The 19,888-nt window shown below is 55.6% G+C and carries 19 protein-coding genes; 14 read left to right on the forward strand and 5 right to left on the reverse strand.

Annotated features, from left to right (window positions below; genetic code table 11):
* Positions 1-27 precede the first annotated feature (27 nt).
* Both O9K67_RS22565 and crfC read right to left on the reverse strand, forming a co-directional pair.
* The gene (locus O9K67_RS22565) at positions 28-903 is read right to left on the reverse strand and encodes a diguanylate cyclase regulator RdcB family protein (protein ID WP_061498597.1); all 876 of its coding nucleotides are present in this window, start codon (positions 901-903) and stop codon (positions 28-30) included.
* Complete coding sequence (gene crfC, locus O9K67_RS22570) at positions 900-3,254, reverse strand: clamp-binding protein CrfC (RefSeq protein ID WP_061498600.1); 2,355 nt, start codon at positions 3,252-3,254, stop codon at positions 900-902. The genes O9K67_RS22565 and crfC overlap by 4 nt, the downstream gene beginning before the upstream one ends.
* A 603-nt stretch (positions 3,255-3,857) precedes the next feature.
* Here crfC and O9K67_RS22575 point away from each other — a divergent pair.
* The 12 genes from O9K67_RS22575 (at position 3,858) to O9K67_RS22630 (ending at position 12,505) form a co-directional block, all read left to right on the forward strand.
* The gene (locus O9K67_RS22575; RefSeq protein WP_061498605.1) at positions 3,858-4,193 is read left to right on the forward strand and encodes a zinc ribbon domain-containing protein YjdM; all 336 of its coding nucleotides are present in this window, start codon (positions 3,858-3,860) and stop codon (positions 4,191-4,193) included.
* A 147-nt stretch (positions 4,194-4,340) separates the two neighbouring features.
* Positions 4,341-5,066 carry a phosphonate metabolism transcriptional regulator PhnF gene (phnF, locus tag O9K67_RS22580; RefSeq protein WP_061500224.1) on the forward strand — a complete coding sequence of 242 codons (726 nt, stop codon included), beginning with the start codon at positions 4,341-4,343 and terminating at the stop codon, positions 5,064-5,066.
* On the forward strand, positions 5,067-5,519 hold the full coding sequence (gene phnG / locus O9K67_RS22585) for a phosphonate C-P lyase system protein PhnG (protein ID WP_061498607.1): 453 nt from the start codon (positions 5,067-5,069) through the stop codon (positions 5,517-5,519).
* Positions 5,516-6,100: a phosphonate C-P lyase system protein PhnH gene (gene phnH, locus O9K67_RS22590; protein ID WP_061498610.1), complete on the forward strand. Its 585-nt coding sequence runs from the start codon at positions 5,516-5,518 to the stop codon at positions 6,098-6,100. Before phnG ends, phnH begins: the two co-directional genes overlap by 4 nt.
* On the forward strand, positions 6,100-7,167 hold the full coding sequence (locus tag O9K67_RS22595; RefSeq protein WP_061498612.1) for a carbon-phosphorus lyase complex subunit PhnI: 1,068 nt from the start codon (positions 6,100-6,102) through the stop codon (positions 7,165-7,167). The genes phnH and O9K67_RS22595 overlap by 1 nt, the downstream gene beginning before the upstream one ends.
* Positions 7,160-8,008, forward strand: coding sequence for an alpha-D-ribose 1-methylphosphonate 5-phosphate C-P-lyase PhnJ (locus tag O9K67_RS22600; protein ID WP_061498615.1), 849 nt, complete (start codon positions 7,160-7,162; stop codon positions 8,006-8,008). The genes O9K67_RS22595 and O9K67_RS22600 overlap by 8 nt, the downstream gene beginning before the upstream one ends.
* Positions 8,005-8,763 carry a phosphonate C-P lyase system protein PhnK gene (gene phnK, locus O9K67_RS22605; protein WP_061498619.1) on the forward strand — a complete coding sequence of 253 codons (759 nt, stop codon included), beginning with the start codon at positions 8,005-8,007 and terminating at the stop codon, positions 8,761-8,763. Before O9K67_RS22600 ends, phnK begins: the two co-directional genes overlap by 4 nt.
* Before the next feature lie 10 nt (positions 8,764-8,773).
* Positions 8,774-9,460 carry a phosphonate C-P lyase system protein PhnL gene (phnL, locus tag O9K67_RS22610; RefSeq protein ID WP_061498622.1) on the forward strand — a complete coding sequence of 229 codons (687 nt, stop codon included), beginning with the start codon at positions 8,774-8,776 and terminating at the stop codon, positions 9,458-9,460.
* Entirely contained in the window at positions 9,457-10,593 is a 1,137-nt protein-coding gene (gene phnM, locus O9K67_RS22615; protein ID WP_061498624.1) for an alpha-D-ribose 1-methylphosphonate 5-triphosphate diphosphatase, read from the forward strand. The genes phnL and phnM overlap by 4 nt, the downstream gene beginning before the upstream one ends.
* Entirely contained in the window at positions 10,590-11,141 is a 552-nt protein-coding gene (gene phnN, locus O9K67_RS22620) for a ribose 1,5-bisphosphokinase (protein WP_167352626.1), read from the forward strand. Before phnM ends, phnN begins: the two co-directional genes overlap by 4 nt.
* A 59-nt stretch (positions 11,142-11,200) precedes the next feature.
* The gene (gene phnP, locus O9K67_RS22625; protein WP_061500229.1) at positions 11,201-11,959 is read left to right on the forward strand and encodes a phosphonate metabolism protein PhnP; all 759 of its coding nucleotides are present in this window, start codon (positions 11,201-11,203) and stop codon (positions 11,957-11,959) included.
* 204 nt (positions 11,960-12,163) lie between these two features.
* Positions 12,164-12,505 carry a low molecular weight protein tyrosine phosphatase family protein gene (locus tag O9K67_RS22630; RefSeq protein WP_061498629.1) on the forward strand — a complete coding sequence of 114 codons (342 nt, stop codon included), beginning with the start codon at positions 12,164-12,166 and terminating at the stop codon, positions 12,503-12,505.
* 5 nt (positions 12,506-12,510) lie between these two features.
* Here O9K67_RS22630 and yjdP read toward each other — a convergent pair whose 3' ends face one another.
* The 3 genes from yjdP to O9K67_RS22645 form a co-directional block, all read right to left on the reverse strand.
* The gene (gene yjdP, locus O9K67_RS22635) at positions 12,511-12,834 is read right to left on the reverse strand and encodes a DDRRRQL repeat protein YjdP (RefSeq protein ID WP_061498632.1); all 324 of its coding nucleotides are present in this window, start codon (positions 12,832-12,834) and stop codon (positions 12,511-12,513) included.
* A gap of 83 nt (positions 12,835-12,917) precedes the next feature.
* Complete coding sequence (locus tag O9K67_RS22640; RefSeq protein ID WP_061498635.1) at positions 12,918-14,381, reverse strand: bifunctional metallophosphatase/5'-nucleotidase; 1,464 nt, start codon at positions 14,379-14,381, stop codon at positions 12,918-12,920.
* A 293-nt stretch (positions 14,382-14,674) separates the two neighbouring features.
* Positions 14,675-17,239: an ATP-binding protein gene (locus O9K67_RS22645; RefSeq protein ID WP_061498638.1), complete on the reverse strand. Its 2,565-nt coding sequence runs from the start codon at positions 17,237-17,239 to the stop codon at positions 14,675-14,677.
* A 126-nt stretch (positions 17,240-17,365) separates the two neighbouring features.
* On the opposite strand from O9K67_RS22645, the gene O9K67_RS22650 reads away from it, so the two are divergent.
* On the forward strand, positions 17,366-18,889 hold the full coding sequence (locus tag O9K67_RS22650; protein WP_061498640.1) for a sugar ABC transporter ATP-binding protein: 1,524 nt from the start codon (positions 17,366-17,368) through the stop codon (positions 18,887-18,889).
* Positions 18,882-19,883, forward strand: a complete 1,002-nt coding sequence (locus O9K67_RS22655; protein WP_061498646.1) for an ABC transporter permease subunit — start codon at positions 18,882-18,884, stop codon at positions 19,881-19,883. Before O9K67_RS22650 ends, O9K67_RS22655 begins: the two co-directional genes overlap by 8 nt.
* Positions 19,884-19,888: the final 5 nt, after the last annotated feature.

A 19,888-nucleotide genomic window follows, 5' to 3' on the forward strand; every position in this document is an offset into this window, starting at 1 on the left:
CCAGATAATTGCAGGGCACACCAACGGTTAAGCAAAAATCTCTTCCACCATCGCTGTCGCAATCCGTGTGGCGGAACAGAGTCGCGGCATCCCTAACGCCACTGTTTGCCAGCTCTGCGTCACCGACCAGCAAACCGGATGACGTTCTGCATCGCACCAGTCGCCGAGCCAACCCAGCAGATCTTTATAATCCATCAACCCGGGTGTTGACGGCGTCGCCAGCCATTGATGATAAAAATGGCGGGTGGTCGGTGCGGCATTAATGCCCTGAGCCAGAAAATCCGCCGCCATCACACGCAAATTGTCTTTCAGCATATTCGCCACATCTTCATTCGCCAGCCGGCAGGCATCGCCAAACGCTCCCCAGCGCAACTCTTCCAGCGCCACATAACAGCGCCCGGCCATCGACCAGCCGTTATAGCTCCCGGCACGCCAGTGGGTAAACACCTGCTCACTATGGTTTCCCGCCTGCACTGCTAACCCACGCTGCGTCAGCGCTTTCTCTTTCCACGCGGCACGCTGGCTAAAATGCTCAATCAGTTCATCGTACTGTTGTTGTAAACCGGGCGTCGCACTACTGGCAGGGCGGCTGGTTTGCTGCATAGTCGTCAGGTGCTGAGTAATGCGGGTTAATGCCAGATGACCAGGATCGAGCATACTGGCCAGTTTTTCAGCCAGCCCAAGGCGGAGCGTATCATTGTCGTTTAACACACCGGACATAGCCCACGGGCGCAGCTGCGTTTGCGCCATGATCTCTTGCGTCAGCCTCTCACGGAACAACTGCTGTTGGGGCACGATTGTTGACTGACGAGACGCATCAACGCCTTGCACCAAATCCACGATAAATTTCGGATGGATACTTTCCAGTACGCGTCCGGGTCCTTCCAGAAGTCGATTTTTCATGGTTGATCTGCCGCGAATAGGGTTTGTATGTCATCGCGTAACAGACGAGCGTCCTCGTGGATCCAATTTGCCGTCCGGATGCAGTGCTGCAAATGCTGCCGCAACGCCAATACTGACGATTCGTTTTGCTGCCGTATCGCCAGGCTGTCACGCAAACTTTCCTGTAGTCCCGCGAGACTTAACGAGAACTCGGCGAAAAATGTTGCCATCCCTGCCGTAACAGAAACATCGACCTGTGCGGCTAAAGCTTTACGGATTTGTTCACAAAAATGCGCGATATGGTTGATCAATTTCTGATGTAACGAGCCAACATCGATGACATAGCGGGTACGCGTGACCACATAATCATCCCAGCCCCAACTGGGGTTATTCAGCCAGCGCGATACCGTTTCCCGCACACTGCTCGCCCGCGCTGCTTGCCCGGCGGGAACATCTTCCGGCGAAATCACGTTGGTAAACAGCGAACGGGTGTTAAAGTTCAGTGTACTGGGCTGGAAAGCCGGGAAACTGATGCGCGCACGAAACCCCGCATGGTTAAGCTCTTCTTTTATACGGGTTTCAATGGGACGCATCGTATCGTTCAGGGAGCGAGTCAGCGTGTGCTCCAGTTCATCAAAACGCAGAGCCAACCCGCGGCTGATGCGCTCCTGCGCCGCCAGTAAAATCGTCTCACAGCCTGAGCGGATTTTACTGATCACAATCTGCGCCTGACCTTCATCTTCCAGAATAAGCTGGTCCGGGGTTAATCCCGCGTTCAGACGCAGATCGGCCTTGCTGTCACGCGCTATGCGCACCAGTTTTCCCTCGTGGAACCAGGCATCAATCGCCTCGACGATTTCAAACTGCTGACCATGAAGAAAGGTCTCCGCCGCCGCCAGCGCCTCTTCCACTTCATGCGCAATTTCGTCACGAACGCGCTCCTGGCTGGTACGCAACAGCGCCATATCCTCTTCCAGACGCGTAATATTATGCTCCAGCTCCTCATACGCCACCGTTAATCCCTGGTAGCGAAAATCGAGATACTCGCGGGCGCTCTGTGTGTAATTCAATAACTTATGCGAAGCCGAGCGCAGCGCGAACAGCGATGCGTTGGCATGGGCCGCGTGCAACAACTTGCGGATCGGCTGCTCGAAAAGCGAGTCTTCCCACAACAGGTTGGCGGCATGATGAATATGTTCGATATCGTCTAAATCGGCTGTGCGCCAGCGCCGCCCCAAAGCGGCTTCGGCAAAGTCCTGTACCCAGCGCTGATCCTGCGGATGTGGCAAGCGTCCCTGGCTTTTAAGCTCGTGGCGCGCCCGGTTAGCCAGATATCCCCACATAGAAGAGACCGGGAAAATCTGCGTCGGATTAATTTGCCCCTTCATCAGCGTGCCGGAAATCAGCGCCCGAACCTGCTCTTCATCGTCGCTATTGCGATCTTTCTGGTCGAATTTATTCACCAGCGCATAGAGCGGAACCGAGCGGCCAACCGCGGAAATCGCGCGACGCACTTCTTCATCAGAAATCGATTTAAGCTGTGTATAGTCCATCACCGCCAGTACGGCGGAGGCACGGGCTAACTGCTCACTCAACATTTTTTGCAGGTGGGGCTGCCCGGCTTCGTTTGGCCCCGGGGTATCCAGCAGCGTCAGTTGACCGAGTTGCTTATCGAGACCGGCCAGATGCACGAATTCGACTTCAATCACCGGAATATGCTCGATGGAGGCATACGCGGAAAAAGGAAAATCCACATCCAGCGCTTTCGAGAGCCGCACTAAGTCGTTGAGACTTTTCAAACAGTGAAATATCGGCTGTGCGCCAAGGTAGTGTTTGTCAAACGCATTCCCCTGGGCAATACGATCCAGCAGACCGGCCATGTCTTTATCGATTTCCAGCTTTTGCGCCAGCTTTTCGCGATCGTACTTAAACAGTCGTGTCTGCAACTGTTGCGACAACGCATCGATCGGCCCCACATGAGAAAAATGCAGCACCGGCTCTTTCTGACCCGGCGTGTGGCGAATCAGTGTCGGCAATGCCGTCATGGGACGGTTGCGATTTGGCAACACCTCAGTACCCACAATCGCATTGATGGTGGTCGATTTGCCGGCTTTCATGGTGCCAACGATCGCCAGCACCATTTCCAGACGGGTGATTTTCCGTAATTCATTGTGCAGCGTGGCCTGTTGTGCCTCAACGCCGCGCGAACTGAAATGTAAAGGCAGTACGTTGGCATTTTCTGCTGTGCCAGGAAGGCTCGTCTCATCAAACGTCGCCGTCGGCATTTTTTTCAACGCCTGGAGATTATGCAAAGAGAGTTGTAACAGCCTCTCTGCCTCCTGGCTTAATTCAAAAATTGTCTGTGTGTGCATGTTAAAAGTCTTTCCTTAACGCAAATTTCTTACTTTTATTTAGCCGCGCAGTTATTTGTTAAGTTTCGGCTTTTATAATTACGTGTGGAAAATATCTTCGAAAAGATAAATACCTGATGGGAATCAGGAAATGATATTTTTATCTCAAAAAATGACAGCAACACCCCTCCGGTCATAAAAAACCAGAGAATTTCAGCGTAGCGCATTTTTGGAAACAGCCAGGATATATCGTCATGTATTTACCCACCCGAATTGAGAGGTAATTATCCCCCAATGGCGCTGGAGGCAGCAGGTATGACAGTTTGTAGCTAATTACATCAGGTACTCCCTGCCACCATATCTGAATTAGTAAATGCTGGCAATTTCCACCCGTAAATATTCCGAATATTAAGCATGAGATAATCCTCACAACGTTTCTGCGATAAGCATCGCTTAAGCGAATGACAGGTTATGTCACCGCTATCACTTTTTTATCCTTTATGAAAAAAAACAATAACAACGGCAAATGTGCGGTTTTGCTGTATAATTGCGGACTTTTCAGGCAATGCGCCTTTTTGTGTCAGCTAAATGCTGGCCGTGTATGTACTTTTGAGGAAATCCCCTATGCAACTCCCGCACTGTCCACAATGTGATTCCGAATACACTTACGAAGATAACGGCATGTTCATTTGCCCGGAATGCGCACATGAGTGGAACACCGCCGAATCCAGCCACGACGCCGACGAATTAATCGTCAAGGATGCAAATGGCAACCTGTTAGCCGACGGCGACAGCGTAACTGTAATTAAAGATTTGAAAGTAAAAGGAAGTTCTTCAATGCTGAAGATCGGCACGAAAGTGAAAAATATTCGTCTGGTGGAAGGCGATCATAATATTGATTGTAAGATCGACGGCTTCGGCCCGATGAAGCTGAAATCTGAATTTGTTAAAAAGAACTAATGTATCGGCGGGAAGTTAGCTTCCCGCCAGATAATTTCCCAACCCCTCCCAGCATTCATCCCTTCGCAATCCGCGTATAACGTAAATGAAACATTAACGCTGCAGCATAAGGCCACACCTTATCTGGCCTACGGGGCGTTGATGACCATGCACTTATCCAGACATCCGACCAGTTATCCTACACGTTATCAGGAAATTGCCGCCAGACTGGAGCAGGAACTGCGCAATAACTATCGTTGCGGCGACTGGCTCCCTGCAGAACAGCAACTGGCGGCACGCTTTGAGGTGAATCGCCACACCCTACGCCGCGCCATCGATCAATTGGTAGAAAAAGGTTGGGTACAGCGCCGTCAGGGCGTTGGCGTACTGGTGCTGATGCGCCCGTTCGATTATCCCCTCAATGCGCAGGCCCGCTTTAGCCAGAACTTGTTGGAGCAAGGCAGCCATCCTACCAGCGAGCGCCTGCTGGCAGTGTTGCGCCCGGCATCCGGCACTGTGGCGGATGCGTTAGGCGTACAGGAAGGCGATAACGTGATTCATTTGCGCACCCGCCGACGCGTCAATGGCATAGCACTCTGTTTAATTGATCACTACTTCAGCGACATGACGTTGTGGCCGGTGCTGCAACAGTTTAATAGCGGTTCGCTGCACGATTTTTTGCGCGAACAATCCGGTATCCACCTGAAACGTACCCAGACACGCATCAGCGCCCGTCGCGCGCAGGCCAAAGAGAGCCGTTGGCTGGAGATCCCCAATATGGCGCCGCTGCTCTGCGTGCGCACCCTTAATCACCGTGAAGGCGAAATCAACGCAACGGAGTACTCCGTCAGCCTGACACGCGCCGACATGATTGAATTCACCATGGAGCACTGAATGCATTTCGATACCCCCACCCGTCAGCGTTGGATGGCAACGCTGGCCCGCTCCACCCCGGAGATACTGCGGGCGAGGATGCGCACGCTTGGACTGGCACCGGAATATGAACAAATACGGGCACCGCAAACCGGGCTGGTGCAAATTCAGGCGCGCATGGGCGCGACCGGCGACCGTTTTTTTCCCGGCGATGCGACCCTGACTCGCGCAGTGGTTCAACTTGCTGGCGGGCAACTCGGTTTTAGCTGGGTATTGGGCCGCGATAAAGGCCATGCCGAACGCTGCGCCGTGTGCGATGCACTGTTACAGGATCCCACCCACTATCAGACCCTGATGGAAACCCTTATTGCCCCGCTGGAAGCAGACCACGCTGCGCGTATTGACGCGCGCCAGGCCGAAATCAGCGCCAGCCGGGTCGACTTCTTTACTCTGGTTCGCGGAGATAACGCATGACCTTACAACCCGCATTCGCCTCAGCGGTTCACGATGCCCAACACTGTTTTCGCCGTTTGCTAAAAGCCATGAGCGAGCCGGGCGTCATTGTCTCGCTGCCGCAACTGAAACACGGCTGGCCGCCGCTCAACGCAGCTTCTACCAGCGTACTGTTGACGCTGGTAGACAACGACACCCCAATCTGGCTCTCCGGTACGCTCAGCAACGATCTGGTCCGCCAGAATCTGCGTTTTCATACCAATGCACCGTTGGTGGATCAACCGCAACAGTCGCTGTTCGCAGTGGCGGACCACACCCTAAGCGCCTTGCAGCTCAGCGCACTGCCTGGCGGTACTGCCAGCAGCCCGGAAACCAGCGCCACGCTGATCTTGCAACTGCCGGGTTTGAGCGGCGGACGCATGCTGCGCCTCACCGGGCCTGGCATTCTGGAAGAGCGCATGATTGCGCCACAACTGCCGGAGTGTATTACCGATGAGTTTACCGACCGTCCGCACTCGTTCCCGACAGGCATCGATGTGATCCTGACCTGCGGTGACCGCGCGCTGGCTATCCCCAGAACCACACTTGTGGAGGTGTGCTGATGTACGTTGCTGTCAAGGGGGGCGAAAAGGCGATTGCCGCCGCCCACGCTCTGCAGGAACACAAACGTCGTGGCGACAATGAACTGCCGGAACTGAGTGTCGGGCAAGTTGCCGAACAGCTCCACCTCGCGGTGGACAGGGTGATGACCGAAGGGGGCATCGCCGATCGCGAGCTGGCGGCACTGGCGCTGAAACAGGCAAGTGGCGATAACGTCGAAGCCATCTTTCTGCTGCGCGCTTACCGCACGACGCTCCCGCGTCTGGCCGTTAGCGAACCCATCGACAGCGCAAACATGCGTTTAGAACGCCGTATTTCAGCAATCTACAAAGATATTCCCGGCGGGCAGTTGCTTGGCCCTACTTATGATTACACCCACCGGTTACTGGACTTCGCCCTGCTTGCCGAAGGCGACATTCCCCCGTTGCGCACCGCAGAGCCCCGCCCGCAGGAAGCCACACCGCATGTTTTCAGCCTGCTGGTCAATGAAGGACTGGCAAAAGCCGAGCAGGACAGCGGCACAGCACCGGATGACATTACCCGCCAGCCACCGGTTTTCCCTTGTTCGCGGGCGTCACGTTTGCAGCAATTGGCGCGCGGCGACGAAGGATATTTACTGGCGCTGGCCTACTCCACCCAACGTGGTTACGGGCGCAATCACCCTTTCGCTGGCGAGATCCGCAGTGGCTATGTCGAGGTGGAAATTGTACCGGAAGAGCTGGGCTTCGCCGTGAATATTGGCGAACTGCTGGTGACCGAATGCGAAATGGTCAACGGATTTGTCGCCCCGGAGAACGAGGCACCGCATTTTACCCGTGGCTATGGGCTGGTGTTTGGCATGAGCGAGCGCAAAGCCATGGCAATGGCGTTGGTAGATCGCGCATTGCAAGCCGCCGACTACGGTGAACCGGTGCGTAGCCCGGCGCAAGACGAAGAGTTCGTGCTGGCGCATGCGGATAATGTCGAAGCGGCGGGCTTCGTCTCACACCTCAAGCTCCCCCATTACGTCGATTTCCAGGCTGAACTGGACCTGCTCAGACAGCTACAACAGGAGAAGCACCGTGGCTAACGCGCTGACCGGCTATAACTTTGCCTTTCTTGATGAGCAAACCAAACGCATGATCCGCCGGGCGCTGCTCAAAGCGGTAGCCATCCCCGGTTACCAGGTGCCGTTTGGCGGCCGCGAAATGCCCATGCCCTATGGCTGGGGAACCGGTGGCATTCAGCTTACCGCCAGCGTGATTGGCGAAGACGATGTGCTGAAAGTGATCGATCAGGGAGCGGACGACACCACAAACGCCGTATCGATTCGCCAGTTCTTCAGTCGGGTAACGGGGGTGGAAACCACCGAGCGCACCGCAGACGCCACGCTGATACAGACCCGCCATCGCATTCCTGAAACACCGCTGACCGCCGATCACATTCTGATTTACCAGGTACCGATTCCGGAGCCATTGCGCTTTATTGAGCCGCGCGAAACCGAGACCCGCACCATGCATGCGCTGGAAGAGTACGGTGTAATGCAGGTGAAGCTGTATGAAGATATCGCCCGCTTCGGCAACTTCACCACCCGCTATGCCTGGCCGGTGAAAGTCAATGACCGCTACATCATGGATCCTTCGCCCATTCCGGCTTTTGATAACCCGAAAATGCACATGATGCCCGCCCTGCAACTGTTTGGCGCCGGGCGAGAAAAACGGATTTACGCCGTGCCGCCTTATACGCAGGTGGTCAGTCTCGATTTTGAAGATTACCCCTTCGCACCGCAAAAATGGGATCACCCTTGTGCCATCTGCGGTTCGACCCACAGCTACCTGGATGAAGTGGTGCTGGATGATACCGGTAAGCGGATGTTCGTCTGCTCTGACACCGATTACTGCCGCCAACAGAGCGAGGCTTTACGTAAATGACCCAACCGCTGCTTTCGGTGAATCACCTCTCGCATCTGTATGCGCCGGGAAAAGGTTTTACCGATGTGTCGTTCGATCTCTGGCCTGGTGAGGTACTGGGCATTGTCGGAGAGTCCGGTTCCGGTAAGACCACATTACTGAACGCGATTTCGGCCCGCTTGCCGCCACAGCAGGGCGACATTCTCTACCAGAACCGCAATCTGTACGCCATGAGTGAAGCCGAGCGCCGCCGACTGCTACGTACCGAATGGGGCGTGGTGCATCAGCATCCGCTGGACGGCCTGCGTCGCCAGGTGTCTGCGGGCGGCAATATTGGCGAACGCCTGATGGCTACCGGTGCACGCCATTATGGGGCCATCCGCGCCACGGCGGAGCAGTGGCTAAGCGATGTAGAGATCCCGCCATCACGTATTGATGATCTTCCCACTACTTTTTCGGGCGGTATGCAGCAGCGTCTGCAAATTGCCCGCAACCTCGTCACACAGCCAAAGCTGGTGTTTATGGATGAACCCACCGGCGGGCTGGACGTATCAGTCCAGGCCCGGTTGCTGGATCTGCTGCGCAGTCTGGTGGTGGAAATGAACCTGGCTGTGGTGATGGTCACCCATGATTTAGGCGTTGCGCGCCTGCTGGCGAACCGCCTGCTGGTCATGAAACAGGGTCAGGTGGTGGAAAGTGGGTTAACTGACCGTGTTCTCGACGATCCGCATCATCCGTACACCCAATTACTGGTCTCCTCGGTATTACAAAATTAAGGAGTGTCCAATGCCTGTCTTACGTGTGGAAAATGTCAGTAAAACCTTTGTCCTGCACCACCAAAACGGCGTGCGTCTGCCCGTACTGCGCGAAACCTCGCTGAGTGTGGATGCAGGAGAATGCGTGGTGCTGCACGGGCACTCCGGCAGTGGGAAATCCACGTTGCTGCGTTCCCTGTATGCCAACTACTTGCCGGACGCCGGTCATATCCATGTGAAGCACGGCGATGAATGGGTGGATTTGGTGCATGCCCCGGCGCGTAAAGTGCTGGAAGTCCGCCGTCACACTATCGGCTGGGTGAGCCAGTTTTTACGTGTGATACCGCGCGTCAGTGCGCTGGATGTGGTGATGCAACCCCTGCTGGAACAGGGCGTGCCGCGCGATGTCTGTGCCCAGAAAGCGGGCCAGTTGCTGGCGCGACTCAATGTACCTGAACGCTTATGGCACCTCGCGCCCGCCACCTTTTCCGGCGGTGAGCAGCAGCGTGTCAATATCGCCCGCGGCTTTATTGTCGACTACCCGATTTTGCTGCTCGATGAACCTACCGCTTCGCTGGATGAGAAAAACAGCGCCGCCGTCGTTGAACTGATTGCGCAGGCAAAAGCGCGCGGTGCGGCGATTGTCGGCATCTTTCACGATGGCGCAGTACGTGAACACGTTGCCGACCGTCTGTATCCGATGGGAATTCACGCATGATCATCAACAATGTCAAACTGATCCTTGAAAATGAAGTGGTTAGCGGATCGCTGGAGATCCGCGACGGCATGATCCGCACGTTCGCCGAAACCCAGAGCAGCCAGCCCGGCGCGCACGATGGTGACGGCGGCTGGTTGCTGCCGGGCCTTATCGAACTGCATACCGATAACCTGGATAAATTCTTCACGCCGCGCCCGAAAGTGGACTGGCCGGCACACTCGGCAATGAGCAGCCACGACGCGCTGATGGTTGCCAGCGGTATCACCACCGTGCTGGATGCGGTCGCGATTGGCGATGTGCGCGACGGCGGCGATCGGCTGGAGAATCTGGAAAAGATGATTAACGCCGTGGAAGAGACGCAAAAACGCGGCCTGAACCGCGCGGAGCATCGTCTGCACCTGCGCTGCGAATTGCCGCATCACACCACGCTGCCGTTATTTGAAAAACTGGTCAGCCGTGAACCCGTCACGCTGGTATCCCTGATGGATCACTCACCGGGTCAGCGCCAGTACGCCAGCTATGAGAAGTACCGCGATTACTACCAGGGCAAATACCATCTCACCAACGAACAGATGGATGCGTTTGAACAAGAGCAACTGGCACTGGCGGCGCGGTGGTCTCAGCCAAACCGGCTGGCGATTGCCGCCCACTGCCGGGAACGCCACCTGCCGCTGGCCAGCCATGATGACGCCACGCGTGAGCATGTGGTGGAGTCCCATCAGTTGGGCAGCGTGATTGCGGAATTCCCCACCACTTTCGCAGCAGCAGAAGCCTCCCGTGAACATGGTATGAGCATTCTGATGGGCGCGCCGAACATTGTGCGCGGTGGCTCTCACTCTGGTAACGTGGCAGCGCACAAGCTGGCGCAGCTCGGCCTGCTGGATGTGCTGTCGTCTGACTACTATCCCGCCAGCCTGCTGGATGCCGCGTTTCGCATTGCGGTAAACGAAGAGAACGATTTCACCCTGCCGCAGGCGATCCGTCTGGTAACGAAAAACCCGGCGCAGGCGCTGAACCTTAGCGATCGCGGCGTGATTGGCGAGGGGAAACGGGCGGATCTGGTGCTGGCACATCACAAAGGCGACCATGTGCATATCGATCACGTCTGGCGTCAGGGAACTCGGGTGTTCTGATGGGCAGACTGATCTGGTTGATGGGGCCATCCGGTGCCGGGAAAGATACTCTGTTGGCGGCACTTCGCCAGCGGGAGCATCCGCAGCTATTGGTGGCGCACCGCTATATCACGCGCCCGGCCAGCGCGGGCAGCGAGAACCATATTGCGCTGAGCGAAAAGGAGTTTTTCACCCGTGCTGAACAGCATCTTTTTACGCTGAGCTGGCATGCCAACGGCTTTTACTACGGCATTGGCGCAGAGATCGATCTCTGGCTGCAAACCGGGTTTGATGTAGTGGTGAATGGTTCTCGTGGGCATCTCCCCCAGGCGCTGGCACAGTATGGCGATGTGCTGGTGCCGGTGCATGTACAAGTATCTGCGGAGATTTTACGCCAGCGGCTGGAAAGACGCGGGCGGGAAAATGCGGCGGAAATCGCCGCACGACTGGAAAGAGCAGCCCGCTACCCCCCGACAGGTTGCCTGACACTCAATAATGACGGAAGTTTGCTACAGTCAGTCGAAGGACTGGTCACGCTGATACGCGCGCAACAAGGGAAAAGTGCGTAATGATGGCGGCGCAGTGCGTCTGCGCCGATTACGTGAACCCAACCGTTGTAAGGGGTCGTATGAGCTTAACAATCACCCTCACTGGCACGGGCGGCGCGCAGTTAGTGCCGGTATTTGGTTGCCACTGCGCCGCCTGCCATCGCGCGCGGCAGAACGCGGCGCATCGCCGCAAGCCCTGTAGCGCCGTCGTTCAGTTTAACGACACGGTAACACTACTGGATGCGGGTATCCAAGACCTGATGGAGCACTTTCCGGCAGGCGCGTTTCAACAATTTTTGTTGACCCACTACCATATGGATCATGTGCAGGGCTTGTTTCCGCTACGCTGGGGCGTGGGCGATAAAATCCCGGTCTACGGCCCACCAGATGAGCAAGGCTGCGACGATCTCTTTAAACACCCCGGTTTGCTGGATTTCAGCCATACCGTTGAGCCGTTTGTGGTCTTTGATCTGCAAGGGTTGCAGGTCACGCCTTTGCCGCTGAATCACTCGAAAATAACGTTCGGGTATCTGCTTGAAACCGCGCACAGCCGGGTGGCCTGGCTGTCAGATACGGCGGGTCTGCCCGACAAGACGCTGAAGTTCTTGCTCAATAATCATCCGCAGGTGGTTATCATAGATTGTAGTTATGAACCCCGCCCGGAAACGCCAAAAAATCACAGTGATTTGACCACAATTATCGCCCTGAATGCGGTGATTCGCTGTCCGCGAGTGATCCTAACCCATATCAGTCATGTCTTTGATCAATGGATGATGAAAAACCCGCTGCCGACGGGGTTCGAAGCAGGGTATGATGGCATGCGGATTGTGCTGGATTAGACCGCACAATATGGATATATTCGTCCCGGTATTTCCCGATGGAGCCGGGAGAAGCAAACGCAGCCTGTAAAGAGGTAGTTTGAGGGATAAAGCGTACAGACTCGCACCGAAAAGTTGTTGCGCGCAACGCAACGGGGTCTTCAATACCCGCGTGTGATCAGGTAGTAATTCGCACTACGCGGCATTAATGAGTAATAACTTGCCATGAATGTGCTTTTTATTTGTAGCCGAAACCAATGGCGCAGCCCGACGGCTGAGCAGGTTTTTCGTCGCTATCCCGGGCTCAATGCCCGCTCCGCCGGGACTCAACGCCAGGCAAGAAAAACAGTGTCGCCCGCCATTCTTTCCTGGGCAGACGTTATTTGTGTAATGGAAGAACAGCACAAGAGCCGGATCATGGCCGACTTTGGCCGGTTGATGCAGCATAAACCGGTGCATGTGCTGGATATTCCCGATCATTACCACTTTATGGATCCGCAGCTGGTCGCTCTGCTGGAAGATATAGTTCCGGCGCGCCTTGGGCTTCGCGTACGCGTTCCGGCCTAGCGCCGTTAGCGGTCGTAATCGTCTTCCAGCCTGCGCTGTTCATCATCAAGCTGGCGTCGCTCCTCATCGAGCTGGCGCTGGCGGTCGTCGAGCCGCTGGCGTCGGTCTTCCAGTTGCCGGCGGCGATCTTCATAGCGCCGGCTGCGTTCGTCACGACGCAGGCTATCGTCCTGATAGCGTTGATCGTCATCCCGACTGCCATCGGTGTTATACGCATCACCGATCGCGCGCTGAATATTGCCAATGGCATCGTCGATAATATCGGCATGGGCCATCTGACCACTGAGAGAGAGTGCGCCGACGAACAGCGCTGTCGCGTAACGTTTCATAAAGCCAGTCTCAAAAGGTGACTGGCTGTAAGTTAATTTACGCCATAGCGGGCGAGTAGCGGAGAAATCTCAAATCCCCGACGTTACGGAATAAGACGCACGCGCGGTTGCGGCATCGGCAGATTGGTATGCTTATTTACGTATTCGCGCAGCAGAGAAGCCATCGTCACCTCATACCGATCGCGGATGGCAATCTCGCGGATACCGTAATCGCTTACCTGCTCGTTACAAGCGACCCGGTAGGTTTGATTGACCTCCAGCGGCGCGCCATTGATGCGAATGTCGATCATCCTGTCACCCACCGGCCGACTGAAATCCACCGCAAAGGTCATGCCACTCACGTGAACATAAGCACCGGAAATCAGCTGCTTTTCCGTATAGTTATGTTCGATAAAATCCTTAATCTGTTTCCCACTCATCTCCCGGGTAACCAGCGGGAGCGTAAAAGGCAGCGCCTTCAACAACTGCCCGTAAGACACCGGCCCGGCACTGAGGCTGTCGCGCAGAAAAGCGCCCACGGTAAATGCGATATCCGCGCGGGCGTATTCCCGTTCCGCGTCGGCCAGCAACGCGCCAAAATTGGTTTGCTCTGAACGTACATGCTCGCGTTTTCCATCCAGTGTAAAGGGCAATGTCATCACGATACGGCTTAACGTTTCTGCGTTCCGGGCCTGTTGCTGGTGGATAAACGTTTCAACATCCCGATCGGCGGTCACACCGGCAAGCGCCGTTTTATCCAGCAGGCGTTCATGCCAGCTCACCCGATGGTGATTCCTGAAGGTTAACGTCAACTCGCCCAGAAAGTCGCCATACTGCCCGGCATTGACCATGATGGTATGACCCACTTGTACACCGTTTCTCACCTCAATATGGTCGTGACCGTCTACAACGACATCAATATCCGGTACAGCGGCAATCAATTTGTCGATATTCACATCCGGGTCAACCTTGCCCAAATGCGCCAGCACAATAATCACATCGGTTTTATTTTTGATTGCAGCAACCGTCGCTTTCACCGCCGTAACAGGATCGGTGACCGAAAAACCGGACAGTTTATTGTCTGTTGTCGCCATCATGGCATTCAATGGAGAAACACCAATAATCCCCACATTCATCCCATCAATATTTTTAATAATAAAAGGGGGAAATGCAGGCTTGCCTTGATACAAAATATTCACAGAGATAAAAGGGAAACGGGCTTTTTTATTTAGTGTCAGCAACGCCTGCCCGCCAAAAATAAAATCGGCATTACCTGGCGTAAAGGCATCATAGCCCATCATGTTCATGGCGGTAATATTTGTCTCGCCGAGCGATAAATCCGTAACCGGTACGCCGCTAACCGCATCACCGACGTCCAGAAACAGCACGTTATCTGTTGTATTACGCCGTTCCTTTACATAACCACTTATTTTTCCGTACCCAATTCCCTCTTTGCTCATCCCCCGGCCGTGCGTATCACCGGTATGCAGTATCGTTAGTGTGACGTCGCGGGCGCTGAGTGAAAAGGAGGTAATAATAAGCACACTACAACACAGCCATTTTTTCATTTTATCTTCCCTATATTATTTACAACTATACTTCGATATTACCCATGTTTATTCATGATGAATAAAAACAAAAAAAAACCTGAAATCCAAAAACCGTCGAAACGGAGTGTGCGGATTTCAGGTTTAGCCTTAAGAGAGTAACAATCCTGATGTAAATAATTTATCGGGCATTAACATGAAGAACAATAGTGTTATTTCCGGGTATGTGAAGACCATCACCGGAAATAAGATACTTAAATTCATTCTGCTCTTTTTTCTTCGCCAGCAACAGGGTCCCCTATTTAAACACCGTTTTATGCCGCAATTCGCCGCAGCGCCTGCGCGAGCTGGATACGAGTAAAAGGTTTACGCAACAGTTCAACATCCGGCAGTGCGGGGTTATGCGCCGGACGCAGATCCTGGCCGCTAATCAGCAGCAACGGTAAATGCGGGTAGTGCTGGCGCGCGGCGCTAATCACGTCGGCCCCGCTTAAACGTCCGGGCAGCATCAGATCGCTTATCACTATGCCAATCTCTTGCGAGGCTTCCAGCAGTTGCAACGCCTGTTCACCGTTTTCCGCCTCCAGCGTCAGATAGCCCAGTTCATGGAGCTGTTCACAGAGCGTCTGGCGCACATCGGCTTCATCTTCCAGTACCAGGATCAGCGTGTCGCTGGTGTCGCGCACCTGCGCCTGGTCAGCTTCTGCATGACTGCGTGCCTGCACCGTCGCACGCGGGAGTTGCAAACGCACCGTCGTGCCCTGCCCTGGCGCACTCTCAATTTCAACCCGACCGCCAGACTGACGCACAAAGCCGTAAACCATCGACAACCCCAGTCCGCTCCCACCGCCGGTCTGTTTGGTGGTAAAAAAGGGCTCAAACACCTGCGCTTTAACCTCCTGCGACATCCCGCAGCCATGATCGATTACTTCCAGCGCTACCATATCCTGTTTGCGTCCGTCACGGCGGGTTACGCGCTGGTTCCAGGTCCGGATCTTGATGACTCCGCTTTGGCCTTCCATCGCATCGCGGGCATTCATCACCAGATTGATGATCGCGTTCTCCAGTTGCCCGACATCTATCCAGGCGGGCCACGCCGGGTGCTGCGCTTCAATGTCCAGCACCAACGTGGTAGGGAGCGAGTGGCGCATCAGCTCGCCAAGGTTCTCTAACAGAGGTTGCATATCCACCGCATGGGGATGCAGCGACTGTTTGCGGGAAAATGCGAGTAGCCGCTGCGTGAGCAACGCCCCTCGCTCAGCAGCTTTCAAGGCGCGGGAAATGCGCGGGGCATCCGGTGAAGCGGGATCCACCAGTTCGAGGCTGCCGATAATCACCGCCAGCAAGTTGTTGAAATCATGCGCCAGACCGCCGGTAAGCTGCCCCACTGCTTTCATTTTCTGGCTGTGCAACAGCGCTTCCTCCAGCCCCTTACGTTCCGTGCGATCCAGCACCACGTTAACCATCCCGCGCCCCGGCACCGGGCTGAAACGCAGTTCGATAGTGCGGTTGTCTGCCAGCCGCAACTCCTGCGCTTTCGGCAGCGGGCGGGCAAGATTCTCCTGCACGTGCGCAGGGAAATCGCTCACCTGCCGCAGCAGCATTTGATAATGCTGACCGCGCTGTAATGCCTGCGCCGTTAAGCCGAGCAACAGTGGATATTGCGGATTCCACACCACCAGGCAGCCCTGGTTATCAAACAACGCAAACCCATCGCGCATGGCGTGAAAGGTGGTTTCCAGTTGCGTACTTTTCTCTTTTAGCAGCTTCGACGTGTGCTCCAGCGAGGCGGTATTACGCGCAAAAACGTTGAAAGCGCGCGCCAGCTCACCCAGTTCATCACGGCGTTGCAGCGCAGGCACCGACACATCCTGTTCGCCATGCGCCAGCCGCGACATAGCGCGAGAAATCGCCGTCAGATTGGAACCCAGATTACGGTAGATATACCACCCGGCAAACCCGGTGATCACCAGCGCCAGCAGCGCAAATCCACTGATAAAGAAGATGATGGAGCGCATCTCCTGATGACGCTGAGCGGTGCGCAGATCCGAGGCCTGCGCCACGGCGGCAACATAGCGGTTGATATCACTGTTCAGCAGCGCCACCAGCGCTTTGATATGAAACATCGACCAGTTGATCGCCAAATCACTCTCTTCAAGCTGGAGCGACAGCGGCCCCAGCTTGCGCAGTTCGGCGCTAAAATCCGGCAAAATAAATCCTACCGCGGAACTATCGATACGCTGCGGTAACTGCCCCATGATATCAGTGAGTTGCCGGACGGTGGGACGTGGTGAGGGGGTCTGAATCGCAGCGATAATGAGCCGATCCATCTCCTCCAGCAGTTGCTTATCAGGAACATTGCCGCCATCACGGGCATTCACCTCTTGCAGGTGGCGCAAATAACTCTGGTTCTGGTAGAGCGAGCTGAGCAGCGCATTACGCTCCAGATGGCGGCGCTGCCCGCGTTGCAGCATCTCGGTGACGCTCTGTTGCAACTCATGGCTGCGCCGGGTGATTTGCGCCACCAATTGTGGCTCCTGATGTGCCAACGGCGCATTCGCCAGTTGGCTTAGCGAATACTGGAGCGCGTGTTGGGTTGCCTCCAGCCGTTCCGCTTCACCTTTGTATTCCAGCGCGCCAACCACCTGCGACAACCGCACCGCTGCCGTGGCAACGCTGGCGGTATCCCGCGCCAGATTCATGCTGCTGGTCATATCGTCCAGCGTCTGCTGCTGCACCTGCTCCTGGATCTGGCTGGCATGGCGAAAACCCAGCACCGCCACGCCGCAGACCATTAACGTTACCGCCACGACCAGCAAGTTGAAGAACAGCAGTCGCCCACGTGTGCTGACGAAAAACGAATTCGCGCGATACGGCATAACAGCTCCAGGAGAGAGTTAAAACAGTTTTTTAACGTCACTATGACAAATATGAACAGCTTCTGACATTTTGCATTTACTAACGTGTGATGAAGTGCGGATATCGTTCTTCTCAGGAGCCAAGACATGAGCAACATGCCCGTGCTGGAGATGCGCAATATTGCCAAAGCATTCGGCAAATTCTTTGCGCTCAAAGGGGTGGATTTGACCGTCTGGCCCGGTGAGATCCACGCGCTGATGGGCGAGAACGGCGCAGGAAAAAGCACGCTGATGAAAATCCTTGCCGGCGCTTACAGCGCCACCAGCGGCGAGATCTTGATCGACGGACAGCCCTACGTCATCAAAGGGCCGAAAGATGCACTGGCAGCGGGCATTACCCTGATTTACCAGGAGATGCAGCTCGCTCCTAATCTGACCGTGGCGGAAAACATCTTCCTGGGCAGCGAACTGGCGCGCGGCGGGCTGGTACAACGCAAAGAGATGGTAGCCCAGGCACAGGCGGTCATTGACCGTCTCGGTGCCCACTTTAAGGCCACCGACCGGGTGATGAAACTGACCATCGCCGAACAACAGCAAGTGGAAATCGCCCGCGCACTGCACCGCAACAGCCGCATTCTGGTAATGGATGAACCCACCGCCGCCCTCTCCTCCCGCGAAACGCACCGCCTGTTTGAACTCATTTTGCGCCTGCGTGACGAAGGAATGGCCATTATCTACATCAGCCATCGCATGGCGGAAGTGTATGAACTTTCCGATCGCGTCAGCGTGCTGCGCGACGGGCAGTATGTTGGCAGCCTGACGCGCGACAAACTGAATGCCTCCGAACTGGTACGCATGATGGTCGGGCGTCCGTTAAGCGACCTGTTTAATAAAGAGCGCGATATTCCACTCGGTAACCCGCGGCTGAACATTCACCACCTGACCGACGGTGAAAAAATTCAGCCCGTCAGTTTGTGCGTTCGCGCCGGGGAAATTGTCGCGCTGGCCGGGCTGGTGGGTGCCGGGCGTTCAGAGCTGGCGCAACTGATCTTTGGCGTACGTAAAGCCACCGGCGGCATGATCGAAATCGACGGTGAACCGGTAGTGATCCACTCCCCGCGCGCGGCGATTGATTTAGGTATTGGTTTCCTGACGGAGAACCGCAAAGAACAGGGCTTGTTCCTTGAACTGGCTGCTCAGGAGAACATCACCATGGCAACGCTGGAACGCGACGCGGCCTGGGGCATGCTTAACCGTAAAAAAGCGCAGACTATCTCCGATGACGCCATCAAATTGCTCAACATTCGTGTCCCGCATGCGCAGGTTCGGGCAGGCGGATTGTCCGGCGGCAATCAGCAAAAATTGCTGATCTCCCGCTGGGTCGCAATAGGTCCGCGCATTCTGATCCTTGACGAGCCCACCCGTGGCGTCGATGTCGGCGCGAAAAGCGAGATCTACCGCATCATGAACCAGATGGCGCGCCAGGGCGTGGCCATTCTGATGATCTCCAGCGAACTGCCGGAGGTGGTCGGCATGAGCGACCGCGTCTACGTCATGCGCGAAGGCAGTATTGTGGGCGAGTTGCATAACGACAACATCACCCAGGAAAACATTATGACGCTGGCCACCGGCGTTAACGACTCTCATCACCAGGCGGTGCCTCATGACTGACTCCAAAAACAATACCGCTATGCCGGTGGCGAAATCAGCCTCCGCTAAAAAGATGCTAATGGGCGATCTGATGCAAACGGTCGGTATCCTGCCAATTTTGATACTGATCGTTGCCGTTTTCGGTTTTATCGCACCGAACTTCTTCACCGAAAGCAACCTGCTGAACATCACCCGTCAGGCGTCGATCAATATTGTTCTGGCGGCCGGGATGACCTTCATCATCCTCACTGGTGGGATCGATCTGTCGGTCGGCTCGATTCTCGGCACCACGGCGGTAGCGGCAATGGTGGTGTCACTGATCCCGCAATTCGCCATGCTATCGGTCCCGGCGGCGCTGATGCTCGGTCTGTTACTCGGCATGTTTAACGGCGCGCTGGTTGCGTTTGCCGGGCTACCGCCGTTTATCGTCACGCTCGGCACCTATACGGCGCTGCGTGGGGCGGCGTATTTACTGGCCGATGGCACGACGGTTATCAACTCCGATATCAGTTTTGAGTGGGTGGGCAACGACTACCTCGGCCCGGTGCCGTGGCTGGTGGTGATCGCGCTGGCGGTGGTGGTGCTGTGCTGGTTTATTCTGCGCCGCACTACGCTCGGGGTTCATATCTATGCAGTCGGCGGCAATATGCAGGCCGCACGGCTGACCGGCATTAAAGTGTGGCTGGTGCTGCTGTTCGTGTATGGCATGAGCGGCCTGTTATCGGGACTGGGCGGCGTGATGAGCGCCTCGCGGCTGTACAGTGCCAACGGCAACCTTGGTATGGGCTATGAACTGGATGCGATCGCGGCGGTGATCCTCGGCGGCACCAGTTTTGTCGGCGGCATTGGCACCATCACCGGTACGCTGGTGGGGGCGCTGATTATCGCCACGCTAAATAACGGGATGACGCTGATGGGCGTCTCCTACTTCTGGCAATTGGTGATCAAAGGGGCGGTGATCATCATTGCGGTGCTGATCGACAAATACCGCACCCGGCATCATCAGGCAGCATAACGAAA

The organism is Kosakonia oryzendophytica (genome assembly GCF_027886705.1).
Lineage (GTDB): Bacteria > Pseudomonadota > Gammaproteobacteria > Enterobacterales > Enterobacteriaceae > Kosakonia > Kosakonia oryzendophytica.